The 17,251-nt window shown below is 44.4% G+C and carries 15 protein-coding genes and 1 pseudogene; 9 read left to right on the top strand and 7 right to left on the bottom strand.

All coding sequences use genetic code 11. The features are described 5' to 3' along the window. Window positions 1-90 precede the first annotated feature (90 nt). From H6H02_RS21600 to H6H02_RS21580, 5 genes are all read right to left on the bottom strand, one after another. Window positions 91-399, bottom strand: coding sequence for a hypothetical protein (locus tag H6H02_RS21600; RefSeq protein WP_190821603.1), 309 nt, complete (start codon window positions 397-399; stop codon window positions 91-93). Window positions 400-543: 144 nt separating this feature from the next. Next, on the bottom strand, window positions 544-765 hold the full coding sequence (locus tag H6H02_RS21595; protein WP_190821601.1) for a hypothetical protein: 222 nt from the start codon (window positions 763-765) through the stop codon (window positions 544-546). A gap of 107 nt (window positions 766-872) precedes the next feature. After that, on the bottom strand, window positions 873-1,085 hold the full coding sequence (locus tag H6H02_RS21590) for a hypothetical protein (RefSeq protein WP_190821599.1): 213 nt from the start codon (window positions 1,083-1,085) through the stop codon (window positions 873-875). A 274-nt stretch (window positions 1,086-1,359) separates the two neighbouring features. Continuing rightward, window positions 1,360-3,591, bottom strand: coding sequence for a transglycosylase SLT domain-containing protein (locus tag H6H02_RS21585; RefSeq protein ID WP_190821597.1), 2,232 nt, complete (start codon window positions 3,589-3,591; stop codon window positions 1,360-1,362). 41 nt (window positions 3,592-3,632) lie between these two features. After that, the gene (locus H6H02_RS21580) at window positions 3,633-4,739 is read right to left on the bottom strand and encodes a class I SAM-dependent methyltransferase (protein ID WP_190821594.1); all 1,107 of its coding nucleotides are present in this window, start codon (window positions 4,737-4,739) and stop codon (window positions 3,633-3,635) included. 156 nt (window positions 4,740-4,895) lie between these two features. Between H6H02_RS21580 and H6H02_RS21575 the strand changes: the two genes are divergently transcribed. Further along, on the top strand, window positions 4,896-6,371 hold the full coding sequence (locus H6H02_RS21575) for a leucyl aminopeptidase (RefSeq protein ID WP_190821592.1): 1,476 nt from the start codon (window positions 4,896-4,898) through the stop codon (window positions 6,369-6,371). 110 nt (window positions 6,372-6,481) lie between these two features. On the opposite strand, the gene H6H02_RS21570 is transcribed toward H6H02_RS21575, so the two are convergent. After that, a complete protein-coding gene (locus tag H6H02_RS21570) occupies window positions 6,482-6,673 on the bottom strand; it encodes a hypothetical protein (RefSeq protein WP_190821590.1) in 192 nt (63 codons plus the stop codon). Window positions 6,674-7,504: 831 nt separating this feature from the next. On the opposite strand from H6H02_RS21570, the gene hpsE (H6H02_RS21565) reads away from it, so the two are divergent. The 3 genes from hpsE (H6H02_RS21565) to H6H02_RS21555 all read left to right on the top strand — a co-directional run bounded on the left by hpsE (H6H02_RS21565) (window position 7,505) and on the right by H6H02_RS21555 (window position 11,004). Next, entirely contained in the window at window positions 7,505-8,536 is a 1,032-nt protein-coding gene (hpsE, locus tag H6H02_RS21565) for a hormogonium polysaccharide biosynthesis glycosyltransferase HpsE (protein ID WP_190821588.1), read from the top strand. A 118-nt stretch (window positions 8,537-8,654) separates the two neighbouring features. Next, the gene (gene hpsE, locus H6H02_RS21560) at window positions 8,655-9,662 is read left to right on the top strand and encodes a hormogonium polysaccharide biosynthesis glycosyltransferase HpsE (RefSeq protein ID WP_190821586.1); all 1,008 of its coding nucleotides are present in this window, start codon (window positions 8,655-8,657) and stop codon (window positions 9,660-9,662) included. Window positions 9,663-9,831: 169 nt separating this feature from the next. Next, on the top strand, window positions 9,832-11,004 hold the full coding sequence (locus tag H6H02_RS21555) for a glycosyltransferase (RefSeq protein ID WP_190821584.1): 1,173 nt from the start codon (window positions 9,832-9,834) through the stop codon (window positions 11,002-11,004). Between the two features lie 193 nt (window positions 11,005-11,197). Here the strand turns inward: H6H02_RS21555 and H6H02_RS21550 are convergent. Further along, a pseudogene (locus H6H02_RS21550) lies at window positions 11,198-11,942 on the bottom strand (IS1 family transposase). A 921-nt stretch (window positions 11,943-12,863) separates the two neighbouring features. On the opposite strand from H6H02_RS21550, the gene H6H02_RS21545 reads away from it, so the two are divergent. The 5 genes from H6H02_RS21545 to lhgO all read left to right on the top strand — a co-directional run bounded on the left by H6H02_RS21545 (window position 12,864) and on the right by lhgO (window position 17,248). Next, window positions 12,864-13,844 carry a decaprenyl-phosphate phosphoribosyltransferase gene (locus H6H02_RS21545; RefSeq protein WP_242040813.1) on the top strand — a complete coding sequence of 327 codons (981 nt, stop codon included), beginning with the start codon at window positions 12,864-12,866 and terminating at the stop codon, window positions 13,842-13,844. 64 nt (window positions 13,845-13,908) lie between these two features. Beyond that, a complete protein-coding gene (locus H6H02_RS21540) occupies window positions 13,909-14,481 on the top strand; it encodes a YqeG family HAD IIIA-type phosphatase (RefSeq protein ID WP_190821582.1) in 573 nt (190 codons plus the stop codon). Window positions 14,482-14,529: 48 nt separating this feature from the next. After that, on the top strand, window positions 14,530-14,877 hold the full coding sequence (locus H6H02_RS21535; RefSeq protein ID WP_190821580.1) for an SMR family transporter: 348 nt from the start codon (window positions 14,530-14,532) through the stop codon (window positions 14,875-14,877). A gap of 329 nt (window positions 14,878-15,206) precedes the next feature. Continuing rightward, window positions 15,207-15,980 carry a glucose-1-phosphate cytidylyltransferase gene (rfbF, locus tag H6H02_RS21530; RefSeq protein ID WP_190821578.1) on the top strand — a complete coding sequence of 258 codons (774 nt, stop codon included), beginning with the start codon at window positions 15,207-15,209 and terminating at the stop codon, window positions 15,978-15,980. Between the two features lie 53 nt (window positions 15,981-16,033). Further along, window positions 16,034-17,248, top strand: coding sequence for an L-2-hydroxyglutarate oxidase (lhgO, locus tag H6H02_RS21525; protein WP_190821576.1), 1,215 nt, complete (start codon window positions 16,034-16,036; stop codon window positions 17,246-17,248). The last annotated feature ends 3 nt before the right edge of the window (window positions 17,249-17,251 follow it).

Genomic DNA, 17,251 nt, shown 5'->3' with positions numbered 1-17,251 from the left:
AAAACAACGAAATCTAGATTCTCGAAAAATTGATTGGCAATTTACTACCGCTGATGCTCGCATTAAGCTCAAGCGTCTTTACCCATCAATTCAAGCTTGACAAGGTACTAGTTGTGAAGCCCGCTTTTTTGGGGGTAGCGAGATTAAAGACTCAACCGCAGAATTGTCGTTCTGATTTTCCGCCATCAAGAAACTGCCGTACCCATGCATCGGCACCCAACCCACTACTTTTTCCAACCAGGTACCATACTTGGTTGGCAAAAAGCTTGCTCCCAACAGAATTGCGCTTAGTCCCACACCAGCAGCGATCGCTATTTTATTTTTCCGTCTGGATTGATGAGATCGGGAAAAACTAAACTGTGACTTTCTCCGAGCAAAAATCGAACGTGACTTCCTCATGTAACCTCCTTGCGACGGACATTGCTCTCTCTATCTGGCATTTCAGTAACGCCGATCTTGTTATTCGCTTTTTCCAGATAGAAGACCCAATCGGTCGTATTAACTTACAAGCCATCTTTCTCGTAACCTGCGGCTCATTGACTCTCAATCACGAATGGATAAAAATCCTTTAGAGAAAAAAAGAATGGAAGCAGAGCGTGACTGATACGCCGCGTTTGCACTTGAGGGAGATCCCCTGGCAATTGGATGATTTAAGGAAGCGATGGAATTGACCAGCATTCTAAATTTGAAAGATGAGAAGAGCGTGAGGAGTTTGTAGCCTTTAATTTCAGAGCCTAATTTTAAAGTGGGTAGCAGTGCCATCATGCGCGTGGGTTCCGGTAGCTTGATTCGCGGTCATCATGCCTATGGAACTAAACAATAAACGTTGAAATTAGACAGCTCCTACAAAGCGATCGCTGCTGGTGCTGCGATTAATTCAGCAGCACTAGCACAAAACTCTTTGAATTCGCTGGTAGATGTGCCATTTTGCTCCGTCTCTGACTGCTCCATTGAGCAGCCATTGACAGGGAACTGTATTTAAACCAGGATAATCCATTTAAGCGAACAGCCGAATATAAATGATCCCCGACAGCGATCGCACCCGGAAATTTCAGGCAGCAAGCGATCGCTTCTGTAGAGAACATCGGTGTTCAAAATTCATTAACATAAATTCCAGAAAAACTCATACTATCCCCTCTCATCCGGGAGGAAATCCCCCAGGAGAGAGTAGACATCCGGATGTTTAGGTAATAACTGGATAGCTGCATATATCACCTGCTAGAAGCTACCCAGAAACGCTGAAAAATTCTTCAATTTTTCAGGATGCAGGAAACTTCTTGCAAAAATAGTAAAGCCTGACGAGAGGCTAAAGAATTTGTATTCCTACACGATTAAAAAGATTTTTGCAAGAAGTATTTGTTAATTTTTAAGTGCAGTCGGCTGACCATCTGAATATTTAGCAACCAACTGGGCAACCTGTGGATTGTACAATCTGAGGTAATTCCAGTAATTCCCAAACACCTGTCTGACGTAGCCTTTAGTTTCCTCAAAGGGAATTTCTTCAACAAATTGATCGGGGTCGATAGACGGTCCTTTTGTTTTTAACCATTTCGACACATTGCCGGGACCCGCATTGTAACTGGCAACCGCTAACAAGGAATTATTGTTGTATTCCTTGTGGGTAAAATCTAAAAACCAAGTGCCCAACTTCACGTTATCGTTGGGATTTTCGGTGTTAAATTGTTTGACACCAATTTTTTCTGCCACCCATTTGCCGGTTCCGGGCATTACCTGCATTAAGCCAACTGCACCTGCTACCGAACGAATTTTTGGTTCAAATCGGGACTCCTGCCGAATCAGGGCGGTGACAAGCAGGGGATTGAGCTGGCGCTGTTGCGACCAGTTTTCGATAATTTCCAAGAACGGGAACGGATACAAGGTGTGCCAGTAAATGGGTTGTTTGCGGATTGTTTTGTATTCAGCTTGCTCTTCGGGTGTTTCTCGGTCTTCTAGAGTCGAAACCAGATTCATTCCTTTCAGGTGATTGCCCAATCCCACCTGGATGATGCCGTTGGTAAATTGTTCGGCAACGGTTGGCTGCATTCGGTTCTGAAATTCTGCCTGCCAGAGCGTCCAAGCATCCCATTTTTGACCGAGTTGGTACAATTCCTTCAACGTTTCAGACCCGGCAGGGAGAATGGGATGCTCGTCGGGTCGCACCACCTGCGGGGACAATTGACGGACGGTGGTAAAGTCTCCAACGTCCCAGCCCAGCAAGACGGCAGATCGCCACGCATAGTAAGACTGGGGGTATTTCGCCAATACGTGTTCATAAGCGGCTTTCGCATCCTTCTGACGCCCTAGTTTGGCTGCCCATTTACCGACCCAAAAGCCAGCTCTGGGAGCCAAAATATGATCGGGGTTTTGGTTGGCGATTGGCTGCGCCCATTGCCAAGCCCCTAAGAAATCCCCTAGAGTCGCTTTGGCTTGGGCGACTTTCCAGCGGTATTCTGCCGCGACATCGGAACTGCCATATTTAGCGAGTAGCAATTGACGAGCTTGTGCGGCTGATTTGGCGTTGTTGAGACGATCGAGGATGGCGGCTTTGGCGAGGAGTGCCTCACCGGCTTCATCGGGAAATTTGCGGATAACGAGGTCGAGATAGGCGATCGCTTCCGGTGGCTGGGATGCTAAAGAAGCCAGACGCCTCAAAGCGAGTCCGGTTTCTTTGGCATCGGGAAATTGCTGAATCATCTGTTGATAAGCAATTTTCGCTTCGGTTTGTTTCTCCCCCAGATGGAGTCCGCGCCCAGTTCGGTAGGCATGGAGGGAGGTGCGGGGGGCTTTGGCGTAGGCTTGTCCGGCTTTGCGGTACTGACCGTTTTCCCAGTAGCTATAAGCGATCGCTTGCCAATCTTCTGGCTTGAGGAGTCCGGTTCCTTGCTGTTTGAGTGCCGCTTCATGGGAACTCACCAGCCGATCCAGACTGGGGAGAATACTGGGGTCGCCTGGGGTATTCTTGGCTAAATGTAAGAGCAATCTAGGCTGATTGGGATTCTTCTTCAGGGAAGAACGCACAATTTCTAGGGTGCGGGGATGGCTTGTGAACTGAGCGATCGCTTGTTCTCTGTACTTGGGATTATTTTGCCCCAGTACAAACAACGCTTCTGCGGCGACGGGATGATCGGGATAACTTTTGAGCAAATTCTGCCAAGCTGCTGCGGCTTTTGCTTGGTCTCCAGCAACTTGGTAAGCTTGGGCGCGTTTCAGGGCGACGTAAGGGGCAAGAACTGGATAATCTACCTCCAATCCTTCCAAAGACGCGATCGCTTTTTTCGGCTGCTGTTGTTCTATCAAATCGCTCGCCAACAGATAGCGGGCACGATTGCGTTCTGGGGATGGGGTGCCATTAGCGATCGCTTCGAGTTGTGCGCCCCGCTGTGCCATTGGTAGGGACGCCAATGGCAAAACAGAACTTCTGGATTGACTCCCTTGACTCCAGACGGTTTGATCGGGGGACTGACCGTTCGGTGTTAATTTCTCTAGCCAACTGGTCAATTGCGGGACTGACAACGTTGCCCCAGCAACTAACGCCAGTAGTCCGGCTCCAACACCTAGCAAAATTTTATTTTTCTGTGCAAGCTTTAGCATCGATCCTTACCAACCCAAAAAGGGCAAAACCTTGTATTCCGTTAGTACCGTCTACAGAGAATCCAACGCAGCTCCATCGGAGGAGTTTCTTGAATGGGAAACAAGTCACGTCCGCTCGTCCAGGATACAAACCAATTGGTCGGGGGCCATGCCTCTGGCGGAAGGTGAGTGCGCTCATAGTCAAGCACAGACTCATCCGACAGCATTTCCAGAGGTAAGTCCTCCATCGCTAGCTTCAGCTCCGATCGCGTCATAATATACGATCCGGCTACCTGCGACATTTCCCGCACCCGCTCGTTTGGCTCATATCCATCCACAGCTAGGAAGAGGTTGAACAGCAACAGACCGCTACCTTGGATAACATCGCACATTTTCGCCAGAAGTAAGCGGACTTGATCGTTATCCCGAAAGTGAGACACGACTTCCGCCACAATTGCAAATTTGTAATAAGCCGGTCGCATTCTCACCAGGGGGTCGAGGATATCACCCTGGATGACTCGAATCGGTAAATTGTCCGCAACTGCGGCATTTAGCAATTGTTCCGCCAAACCGGGAGTCAGTTCTAAGGCATCAACTGGGTAGCCTTTTTGAGCCAAGGGAAGGCTATTGCGACCCGTTCCGGCTCCCACATCCAAAATTGGGTTCCGCGCTGGATCTCCTAATTGGGCAGCCGTTGCCATGACTTTCGCGTCTGGATGACTCCCAAATAGGGGCGGCTCTCGGTTCTGAATCCACTGCTGGTACTCCTGAGCAACCGATAAAATCCTGGTTGAGACGTTACAGTTGAGGTTATTTAAGGAAGTGGGATCGGGTTCGTACTTAATGACTAATCGGGTATGAGGAGAAGCCAGAAAACCTTCTTGAATATTAGATGCAATCAAATCGCGCAATTTTTGCAGTTCTTCGGGAGAGAGTTGGCGACCAATCGCCTCAAACAGCCGCTCTAGGCGATTGAGTGCATAATCTAGCATTGATGGCACGCACGGCATTGTCAGTTCACCGCGTGCAGAGGAATGATGATTAAACTGTCTCTGGAGATTCTGCTGTAGCACGCTCGGATCGGGGCGGGCTACTGACTGGTTCCTAGGAACTGGCGCATTGGATGGCGACGAAAGAGGTTGGGGTTCTCCCTTAGCTTTTGAAACCATCAATCTGCTCCTAAGTCCAATTGGATGATTTTCAAAAAGAGTATTCCTATAAAGTGTATCTACCGGGGACGAGTTACGCGGGTGGGCGGACGGGTCTTGTTGATGATTTTTGAGCAATACTGTACAGGTACAAATGCTTTAAGGTAAGAGCCGGGGATGGATATTCGAGCGATTGATACGCCACGTTTGGACTGGACTGGGGACGCTCTCGCCCTGGGGTTTTTTGAGGACGCGGTGGAGGTGACAGACGATTTAGCGGTGTTGGATGAGAAGTTGTCCGGTACGCTGAACGAACTGATTGCAGAAACTGAATTTAAGGGAAAAGAAGGAAGTAGTGCTGTCACCCGCGTGGGTGCCGGTAGCCCGGTTCGGAAAATTATTCTGGTAGGACTGGGGAAAGCAGAGGCTTTTCAACCGGACACTCTGCGGCGAATCGGTGCAGCGATCGCGCGGTTAGCGAAGAAGGAAAAGAGTAAAATCCTGGGGATTAGCCTGCCGGTGTGGAATCAGGCTCCTGATGCAACGGCTGGGGCGATCGCTGAAGGGATATTACTGGCTCTTCATAAGGATAATCGCTTTAAGTCAGAACCGGAGGATAAGGAGCCACTGCTAGAGCGGGTGGATTTACTCGGATTGGCAGGTCAGGAAGAAGCTATTACTCGCGCTCAATTCCTAGCTTCGGGCGTGATTCTGGCGCGGGAACTGGTTGCTGCACCGCCGAATGAATGCACTCCGATAACGATGGCTCAAACGGCACAAGCGATCGCTTCTAATCACAACCTCCAGTTGGAAATTCTGGAACAAGAAGAGTGCGAACAATTGGGCATGGGGGCGTTCCTTGGTGTTGCCAAAGCTTCCGATATGCCGCCGAAGTTTATCCATCTCACCTACAAGCCGGAAGGCACGCCCCGCCGTAAATTGGCAATCATCGGCAAGGGTCTGACCTTCGATTCGGGTGGACTGAACATTAAGGGCGCGGGTAGCGGCATCGAAACCATGAAAATGGACATGGGGGGTGCTGCGGCTACCCTCGGTGCGGCGAACGCGATTGGTCAACTCAAACCAGATGTCGAAGTTCACTTTATCTCAGCAGTGACTGAGAATATGATCAGCGGTCACGCCATGCACCCAGGCGACATCCTCAAGGCATCCAACGGCAAAACGATTGAAGTGAACAACACGGATGCGGAAGGTCGATTGACTTTAGCCGATGCGCTGGTATTTGCGGAAAAACTCGGCGTTGATGCCATTGTCGATTTAGCCACACTGACGGGTGCTTGTGTCATTGCCCTAGGCGATGATATCGCTGGGTTGTTTACCCCTGATGACACAGTTGCTCAAGAGTTGCTGCAAGCATCGGAAAAGGCAGGTGAAAAGCTGTGGCGGATGCCGATGGAAGAGAAATACTTTGAAGGCATCAAGTCCCCGATTGCCGATCTGAAAAATACCGGCCCTCGTCCGGGTGGTTCGATTACGGCTGCCCTCTTTTTGAAACAGTTTATCCAAGAGACACCTTGGGCGCACCTCGACATTGCGGGTCCCGTCTGGGCGGATAAAGAGAACGGGGTCAACAATTCCGGTGCTACGGGTTATGGTGTCCGCACTCTCGTCAACTGGGTACTGAACCACTGAATCTCAGATACAAATTACCCATTATCCAGGGCTTGGTAATGGGGAATCGTCAATCGTCAGTCCTCGTAGGGACACAGGCAATGCCTATGTCCCTACTTTTCTTCAATCACCTATGAGTTCCCATCTTTGGCTTTTTGCTTTTCACCCTCAACAGCTTGTTGAACGGCTGGGCTATCGAGAATCTCTTTTGCCATATTCATAAATTTCAGGCTGTCTGGATGAACGGTGCGCTTGAGCTGCGGCACGGGTTCTGGCGGTGACTGAGATTGTTCTGGTGTAAATTGGTGGTCTTGTGAATTCATCAAATACTTGCGCGACCTACACCCCAGTTTGTTCGGGATTGAGAACTGAGTGAATCCTAATAAAGGCTCGACACTCAGCACATTTTGAGGGGAGAAGCCGCACCCTCCAACTCAAAGACATTAAGCATTTACTTATTCCAAATATTTTAGCGGAACGAGGGAATTAAGTCGTGCCTGGTGATGCACATCACCAGCTCAGCCCGATCGCATCCTCACTGCCAGACGATGGCTGAAGGCCACCGCCAAGACCACGAGAATTTAGCCAGTTGATCCGCTCACTCGCCATTCTGGAATATACAAATCTCCTCGAAAACCCTCAATTAAAAAATTATACTTATTTCCTAAGACTGATGATATTACGTACGTATATTTCTAAAAAATTTGAGTGGAAATCAAGGCGTTTTTAGACTAACTTTATCTAAGCTTCACAGGAGTTCCTGTAAAACCCCATTAATTTAAAGATCGCGTAAAATTACTTACCCTTGCAGAGATAAATCCGGAAGGATCGGGTAAGATTTCAGAAATATTCAATAAACTTTTCCGTAAAAACCCTGAGTTAATCCTGTAGTTTAACCAAGGTAACTGAGGTTGACCACCATAAAAGAGCGATCGCTCAACGAAGCAACCGCTCTATTGCGAGTCTACTTAAGTAGTATCACGGAGAAGAATTAAAGGCATCCTCAGACGCTTGATGTCCCCCACGCAATTCGGCAGAAAGCGCCAAAGCGGTAGGTAGCGTTAGCAACCTGCCTCGTTTTGAAGTTGGTGTTTTTAAACCTCAAGTACTAATACAACATCGGCATCTATCTCTCAAAAAAACGGTCAAAACTTATGGTTGACGTTACAGTAGCCATTCCCACCTTTAATAGTGAAAAGCGTTTACCTGAAGTTCTCGATCGTCTTAGAGAGCAGATCAATACCGAACACTTTTCTTGGGAAATTCTTGTTGTTGATAACAACAGCACCGACAAGACAGCAAAAATTGTTCAAGCCTATCAAGCCAACTGGTCAGAAACGGCTCCGTTACACTACACATTGGAAGCTGAGCAGGGTGCAGCATTTGCACGACAACGGGCTGTTGAAGAAGCTAGAGGCACTTTGATAGGCTTTTTAGATGATGACAACCTGCCTGACTCTAACTGGGTTGCGGCTGCTTATGCCTTTGGTCAAGCGCATCCCGAAGCAGGTGCATACGGTAGCCGAATCCAGGGAAATTTTGAAATTGAGCCACCAAAGAATTTTAAAAAAATCGCTTGTTTCTTGGCATTAGTAGATCGAGGCGCGAACGCTAGCCGCTACGAACCGCGCAAGAGAATCCTACCTCCAGGAGCTGGATTAGTGGTTCGCAGACAAACTTGGCTGGAGAACGTTCCCCAGCGTCTCGTCCTCAATCACAAGGGCAGAGAAGCTAAATTAGCTAGTGAAGATTTAGAAGCCACATTGCATATTCAGCGGGCGGGTTGGGAAATTTGGTATAACCCCGAAATGCGTGTTTATCATCAAATTCCCCGCTGGCGATTGGAAAAAGATTACCTGATTTCTCTCATGCGTTGCGTGGGTTTAAGCCGGTATCACATTCGGATGCTTGGTCTTAAGACCTGGCAAAGACCTGTCGCTTTTCCAGCTTACCTGTTCAACGATCTCCGCAGGCTGATGCTTCACCTGATTAAATATCGAGGAGATCGCCAAAGAGATTTGATTGCGGCTTGCGAATGGGAACTACTGTTATCTAGTTTGATTAGTCCCTTTTTCCTTTTAAAAAATAAATACTTAGAAATTGGGCAAGCTAAAATATTTGGCTTGAGAGAAGACATGAATGCCTTACCAGGACTGGTAGATAAAAAAGTATCTACCGCTCCATAAGTCAGGAAGGTTAAATTTGAAATCGGACTGGATACAAAATTTAGCCGTGGGGTTGATGATAGCTTAATCCACGGCTACAGTGAGGGAAACTTCCGCACTCCAATCAGGGTTTGTAAATATGTCTAACGTGGACTTTACTGTAGCAATTCGCACTTACAACGGAGAAAAGCTTCTACCAACTGTTTTGGAGCGATTGCGATCGCAGACGGGCACCGAGCAGATTTTTTGGGAAATTGTTGTTGTCGATAACAATAGCACTGACAACACCGCTAAAATCATTCAAGAATATCAATCTAATTGGCCTCAAGCATATCCGCTCATCTATTACTTTGAGCCAAAGCAAGGCGCAGTGTTTGCAAGATTACGCGCTATTCAGGAAGCCAGAGGTACTTTTATTGGTTTTTTGGATGATGATAATTTTCCGAACCCTAATTGGGTAGCAGCAGCCTACTCCTTCGGAAAATCTCATCCCAAGGCGGGTGCTTTTGGAGGGCAGATCAAAGGAGAATTTGAAGTTTATCCGCCACAAAATTTTGAAAGAATACAATCTTTTTTGGCACTGAAAGAACGGGGTTCAAAAGCTAATCTATACGATCCGGAAAGTTTAAGCCTTCCTCCAGGAGCCGGATTAGTTGTCCAAAAACAAGTTTGGCTAGACACCGTTCCCGCTCAACTTTCTCTCCAGGGGCCAGTTGGGTCATCTTTGGCAGCAAAAGGAGAAGATTTTGAAGCACTACTCTACATCGGACGTGCTGGGTGGGAAATTTGGTACAACCCCGAAATGTGTATTTATCATCAAATTCCCAAGTGGCGGCTAGAGAAAGATTATTTAATCACCCTGATTCGGGGGGTAGGCTTAAGTATTTGTCAGCTCCGAATGATTAATGCTAATAATTGGCAAAAGCCTGTGATTATTACCAGAATTCTTTTAGGAAATCTGCGTCGAGCGATTCTTCAATTGATTAAATATAGAGGCAAGTTGAAAACTGACCTAGTTGCTGCCTGCGAAATGGAATTTTTCTTGAGCAGTTTAGTGAGTCCCTTTTATTTCTTGAAAAAGAGTATGCAAAATAAAATTTTTAACCTGGAAAAATCAGTAGGGATGTCAACTTCGGTAACTAAGTAGTTCGGGGAACTTCTGTTTAATAATTTTATTAAGCTAAGCCTCATTTACATTTAACTACTTTTAACCAGGCTCAATTGCTCATAAGAATGACTATTGAACTGAAATTGGCATAGACGTGCCAATTTTTACCTAGCCGAACTGTATTTAGAAAAGGGTAGCCGCATCAACAATGGCAATTTTTAAGCAGCAGAAAATAAAGGTTTTGCTCTATGGAAATGTACATGGAGCTTATCGGTGCGAAAATTTAATTAAATTTTTGTTGGATTCTGGATACTATGTTTCCTTCGTCTATCCAGACTTTTATCTCCGAGGAAGAGGAAAACAAACATTTTTTACTCAATTTATTCGCAAAGTTTTCTCCAAATTTTATATCATAGAGCTTTTTGTAAAAGCTGCTTTGGCAGACGTAATCTACGTATTGCCCATGAGTGCTAATTTTATTCAAAGTGCTTTGTGGATGTCAAGACTCTTTAAAAATAAACTTGTCATAGAACCTTATATATCAATGTATGACACTTATGTAAGAAATAAGGATGATATCCAGGAAGGAAGTAACGCAGCCAAAAAAATATTAAAAAAAGATAGATTAGCGTTTACTAAAACAGATTATCTTATTCATCTATCCACTTATGAACTTGCCTACTGGGCAAAAGTTTTAGACATTGAACTCGATCCAAATAAAGTTTTTATTGCTCCTTTATTTACCGAAGCCAAACAAACCCTTAAAAGACAATTCATGCAGGATGGTATTTTAAATATCTGTTGGTGGGGAACACTTCTTCCTCTGCACGGAGTAGATAATATATTACACGCTATGAAAATTTTGAAGGAAAAAGAAATACCCTTTACCTGTAATTTATTTGGTGCCGATGGTTCGGGATATACAGAACGCTTTCATGCCTACGAAAAAAAAATTAAGCAAAATGAACTAAGCGATCGCGTTTTTCTTAGAAAAGATTTAAAGTTTTCTGATGAATCCCTCCCTAAATATTTAGTAGAAAACTGCGACTTAGCCTTGGGTCTATTTGGTGATAACGAAAGGGCGCGTAATAGTGCAACCCCCAACAAACTAGTCGAATCCCTAGCAATGGGAATCCCAACTTTGAATATGAGTTCTCCTGGTATAAAAGAATTCTTTAACCCAGAAGTAGACTTTTGGACTTGCGAACCGACAGGTGAATCGATAGCTCAAGCAATTCTTGCAATCATTAATGGTACAGCCCCTACTGTGGACTGGGAAGAGACTCGCCTGAAGACGTTGAAAACTTTTAGCCTAACTCGATATCAAGAAGTTGTGACCAAAATTTTAGATAAAGTTGAAGATGACTTGCCAAAAGAATGAGTGTCAAATTGTATAGGATGTTAAATTACTTAATCGGGTGGTGATAAATATGTGATAAAAAGGTAAATGTACAAACTAAAAATACTTTCATTTTTAGACTTTGCTGTGGTTATTTATTTGCCTCGACAAGTGGTTATCTTAACAGTTAGCATAATCTTTAATTGGTAGTGGTAAATATGTAGTGAAAGAATTCTTACATAGATAGCAACGCATTATAATGATGGATAAAATACCATATAGCCCCGATGTGATTTTCTAACTTTTTAGAAAAAGACAAACTTTTCCTAACTAATCGAGAAATTCTTTGACGTATCGTATTATTAAATCTCTCAATATGGTTGGTCATCCCACTGTTTTTACCCACGGCTTTATGCCGTTTGCTTGGAATAACTTGCTCATAAGCCGCCCAATAATCTGTATAACAAACAGCACATTGCCGATAAATTGATGGGAGAGAATTCCATAATCCTCTAGCCCCTTGTTCACTGCGGTCGCCAATATAACAACCGACAATTTCCCTGGTTTTTTTATCCAATGCTAACCAAATCCACTGCTTATTACCTTGATGATTAACGAATGACCAAGTTAGCCTTCGGCAACGCTTCGCGTACATCACATTCGATATTTAATTTATATATATGTTTGCTTGAAACCTTTGCCTGTTGAGGAACTGAAGCATATTTAGTATTAACGTAATTTTGAAGCCATTTTTTAGAAACGCTAGTCACCCTCGCAATTCCTGCTAAAGGAATGTTTTCCAGCAACATTTTGTAAATATAATCTAACGTATGCTTATCAATGATCTTGTTGTTAGGGCTTTCAATAAATTTCCTACCACAATTTTGACATTTCTCTTTAGGTTTTTTATTGTGAATTCTGCCATTATTAACAATATGGTTAGAACCACAACGAGGGCAGTCAGGTCTAGAAGTAAGCATAATTACTAAAAGTTTTGATATTTTTTAAAATTTATAGCATTTAATATGAGATAGACTCTAAAAATCGATTTCAATTAAAGATTATGCTAACTGTTAAGATAACTACTTGCCGATGCAAATAAATAACCACAGCAAAGTCTAAAAATGAAAGTATTTTTAGTTTATATATAGCGGTTCTCGGTCGTGTGAGATACAGTCTCAAGACTGGAAAGCTTGATAATACTGGTTTTTGGTGTACCTCACTCGTATAAGAACCGCTATATTTACCTTTTCACTACATAATTATTACCACCGAGACAAAAGAGAGTAAGGATAACTTTCCAAATAACATCACGTAGTTATTGATTAGCAACGATAAGCGGTGATGTGCCGCAAATAGCCTTTTAAATTATCAGAGCCTAGTTAACATACTGATGATTATACGGTTGAGCGGCTTACTTCCGTGCTGTCCTCAGATGCTCTCCCACAATAGGCATTCAGGTAAGAAATTGCCTTCTTTGCGAAGTCTTTATATAAAAAACTGTATATTTACGGAATCTTGATAGGCAATTGATGCTTTTCCGACTAAAATCGTTACGGAAGAAGCGATTAAACTTTTTCTTATCTCTCGGCTCACACGAGTGTACTTAGACAAAAAGCTACTCTTAATGAGAATTCTGAGGTGATTGCCTAAAAATAACCCGGTTTGCCTGCTTTCTGAAGGGCTTGGTAAGTGGCTGAGTAGAGTGAGTATTGAGATTCTAAAATCGAAAATCATTGACTACCTTGCAGATGCATCCATAGCTTGGAAGTAAGAGCCATTTAAACAGTGGCGTTGTTGACTTTAGTGTTTACGACAAGCCAGGGTACTTAAAGCTAAGTTTTGCAGTGAATCTACCTTCCAAAAATTGATTTTTATCATAAATAGAGGTTTAAAAGCAAATGAAAATGCCCCGCTCTCCCAGTTTTAAGCAAAGTTCAACTGAGCTAGCGGCTAGTCCTATAAAATTTCCTTATATTAAAGCTTTAAGACCACGCCAGTGGACTAAAAATCTGATTGTTTTTGCAGCGCCCTTGTTTGCTTTCAGTATTAATCTGGAATCCTTACTAGGCTCTTTACTGGCGTTTGCTTTGTTCTGTTTGACTTCGAGTAGTTTCTATCTACTCAATGACATTGCAGATGTAGAAGCTGACCGTCTACATCCAGTCAAGAGTAAGCGACCTATTGCCGCAGGCTTAGTCAGTGTGCCCGCGGCGATGATAATGGCAGTTTGTTTGTTGGCTACTGGTTTAATTGTCGGCTGGTTGCGATCGCCCTACTTGGGAGCAACCATCACCGCATACGCACTACTGCAAATCGCCTATAACCTGCGGCTGAAGCGGACTGTGATTTTGGATATTATTGCGATCGCAATGGGTTTTGTCTTGCGAGCCTATGCAGGTGCTGCTGCAACAAACATTGTTTTATCCCCCTGGTTTCTCCTGTGTACTGCTATGCTGGCTTTGTTTCTGGGTGTGGAAAAGCGCAAAGCAGAACTGCGACTATTGTCAATTAGAGGAGGCAAGACTCGGTCGGTACTAAAGCGCTACTCGTTGCCTCTACTCAGCCGCATGGAAAATACGGTGACAACCGGCGCAGTCATGACCTACGCCATCTGGAGTTCCGGGCCTCAAGTCCGTGGAGCATCAACACCTTGGATGTTAGTTACATTACCCTTTGTTTTATACGGGGTTTTTCGCTATCAGCTACTGAGCGATCCGCAAGAAATCGCTCGGAAAAGCGATATCGATGATGAAGGAGGGCAGACTGAGCGTCCGGAGGAAATTTTATTAAAAGACTTGCCGATTCTCCTGACGGTACTTTCTTGGATTATTACCAGCTTTGTCATTCTCTTCCTGAAACGTCAAGGGCTAATCGAGTAATTTTTGGTTTGTTAGTCTCCGAACTTGTTTTGGCTGTGAGTGAAGCGACCAAATGTTAAACCGAATGGCTCTGTTTTTTTCCCGCCCTGTTAAACAGAAATCCAAAAAACCGGCTGTCAACCCAGGACTTTACAGTTTTCCGCGAGAAGCGTACAGCTTGGCAGCGATAGAGCTTGACTGGCTAAAGCTTTGCGGAATTCAAGGGATTATTATCGATTTAGACAATACCATTGTTTCTGAAGACGATCGCTACGTGTCTCCTGGTGCCGAAGCTTGGATTGAACAGGCAAAATTACAAGGATTTCAATTTTTCATTCTCTCGAATGGCAAGCGCCGGTATCGGGTAAAGGCTTGGTCACATCGTTTAGAGATTCCAGCGATTAACCCAGCCAAAAAACCCTTCCCTTTCGCCTTCCGTAAAGCTATCAAGTATATGCGGCTTAAACCGAAACAAGTTGTCGTTATTGGTGATAGCCGTCATACAGATGTGTTGGGGGCGTGGCTAAGCGGCTGTGCTAGCATCCAAGTTGCCACACTTCCTCATCCCTTTCGATGGTGGGAAAAACTCTTGGGAAAACGAGTCCAAACGCCGTGGCCTAACGAGCGTGAGCTTTGGGATTTTGATTCTTTTTATTAAGCGATTCTAGCTTAAGCCAGCTGAATATCCGAAAAATTGCCTTTATTTATGTTAGCTAATCTTTTGTTTCCTGTTTTAATTCTGCTGACCGTTGGCTTAAATACTCTTGCACAAACATTTTTGAAATTGGGAGCCGGTCAGAATCCCTTAAATGTTTATTTGCTGGGTGGGATTTTAGTTTACGGTCTCAGTACAGTTTTCTATATTTTAGTTTTGGGGAAGTTTAATTTGTCAGTTGCTTATCCAGTAGTGATTGGCTTAACGGTGGTGGCGACGACGATTGCCGGGGCAGTGATTCTCAAAGAGAAAGTTTCCCCGGTTGATTGGGTAGGAGTGGGATTGATGCTCAGTGGAATTTGCGCGATCGCTTTTGGCAGATTATCTTCAATCACTTAGTTATCGATCGCATAGTTATCGTTAGTATCCTATCGGCAATCTTCTGGGTAACTGCTCTAGTCTATAAAATCTAATCGCAAAACCAGCCAATTTTGCGATTTTTTTGCTGTTTTTATCAGTTTAAAGTCTAAAACTACTAGAGGCTCAACTTTTTAAAGTTTTAATAAAGTTCCTCTATTTGTTTACCGTATCTTTACAGATATCTTAGAATTTTCCGCTTAGAATATTTAATTAGAAAAAATAAATTCTGCAAACTAAGAATACATTCCCATTATACATGAATCTATCTAAAGATATAGATTCATCTTCATAAAAAATGAGGCGATCGCATGAAAGCAGTGATACTGGCTGGAGGGCTTGGAACTCGACTCACGGAAGAAACCACAATCAAACCGAAGCCGATGGTGGAAATAGGTGGGCGACCCGTGCTGTGGCATATTATGAAAATTTACTCAGCTTATGGAATCAACGATTTCATTATCTGCTGTGGTTATAAAGGCTACGTAATTAAGGAGTATTTTGCCAATTACTTCTTACATATGTCTGATGTCACATTTGATATGCGGTTTAACCAAATGAATGTGCATTGTGGCTATGCTGAACCCTGGCGAGTCACGTTGGTAGATACCGGAGATCAAACGATGACCGGAGGACGCTTAAAGCGAGTTAGAGATCATATTGGGAATCAAACCTTTTGCTTTACCTACGGAGATGGTGTAGCGAATGTAAATATTCAAAAACTAATAGACTTTCATCGAGAGCAAAAGTGTTTGGCAACACTGACTGCAACTCAGCCACCGGGACGCTTTGGAGCGATTTCTTTAGAACCCGATCAAAGTAAAATTACCACTTTTCGTGAAAAGCCTGAAGGGGATGGGGCTTGGATTAATGGGGGTTACTTTGTTCTAGAACCGGAAGTCATTGATTATATTGCCGACGACTCTACCGTTTGGGAGCAAGAACCCTTGAAAAAATTATCTCAAAAGGAACAGTTGGCTGCTTACAGACATCCCGGCTTTTGGCAACCGATGGATACTTTACGAGACAAAAATTACCTAGAAGAACTTTGGAAGAGTGGGAATGCTCCTTGGAAAGTTTGGTAACAAATTCTTAGGATAAATACTCATCCATTTCAGTCTCAGGGGCAAGAATTCTTATGTATGATTTTGCAATTATTGGCGGCGGGATTGTTGGGCTTTCGACGGCAATGACCTTGGGCAAACGCTATCCCTCTGCCCGTATAGTAGTGCTGGAAAAAGAGAGCCAGTGTGCTTATCATCAAACAGGCAATAACAGTGGAGTGATTCACGCTGGGATTTATTACAAACCAGGAAGTTTCAAAGCTAAATTTTGCGGGCAAGGAAGCCGCTCGATGGTGGAATTCTGCCGAGAGCATGGCATTGCACACGAAGTCTGCGGCAAAGTAATTGTGGCAACTGAGGAAAAAGAGCTGCCACGCTTAGAAAGCCTCTATCAACGCGGCTTGGAAAATGGGTTAAAGATTAGCAAGATTTGTGCAGAAGAAGTCAAAGAAATTGAACCTCATGTCGCCTGTATTGCAGGAATTCGGGTGTACGCAACTGGGATTGCCGATTACAAGCAGGTGGCTCGGAAATATGCCGAGCTAGTTGAAGCCCAAGGTGGAGAGCTTCGCCTCAATACCAAAGTTGAGAAAATTGTGGGAACGGGTGAGAATCAGGTACTTGAGACAAATAACGGCACGTTTAAAACGCGCTTTGTGATTAATTGTGCCGGACTGCATAGCGATCGCGTTGCCAAATTAGGAAACGTCGATCCAAAAGCGAAAATTGTCCCTTTTCGGGGAGAATACTACGAACTCACGCCAGAAAAACGCTATCTCGTCAAAACCCTGATTTATCCGGTTCCTAACCCAGATTTCCCCTTCCTGGGTGTTCATTTCACTCGGATGATTGATGGAAGCGTCCACGCAGGGCCCAATGCCGTTCTCAGCCTCAAACGAGAAGGCTACAAAAAGACAGACTTTAATCTGCGTGATTTTGCGGAAGTGATGACTTATCCCGGTTTCTGGAAATTGGCAGCAAAACACGCCGACGAAGGCATTCAGGAAATCATTCGCTCCTTCAGTAAAGCCGCCTTTGTGCGTAGCTTGCAAAGGCTGATTCCGGAAGTGCAATCGGATGACCTAATTCCCACCCACGCCGGGGTTCGCGCTCAAGCTTTGATGAACGATGGCAAGTTAGTGGACGACTTTTTAATTGTCAAAGGCGATCGCTCCGTCCACGTTTGCAATGCGCCTTCCCCCGCTGCTACCTCTTCCCTGGAAATTGGCAAAGCAATCGTAGAGCAAATTCCGGAACCCCAACCCCTACAAACAACTGTTAGCGTTTAGGAA

Origin of the sequence: Coleofasciculus sp. FACHB-1120 (assembly GCF_014698845.1) — a bacterium.
Taxonomy (GTDB): Bacteria; Cyanobacteriota; Cyanobacteriia; order Cyanobacteriales; family FACHB-T130; genus FACHB-T130.
The sequence above is the reverse complement of the archived record's forward strand: the minus strand, read 5'-3'. Positions and strand labels throughout refer to the sequence as shown.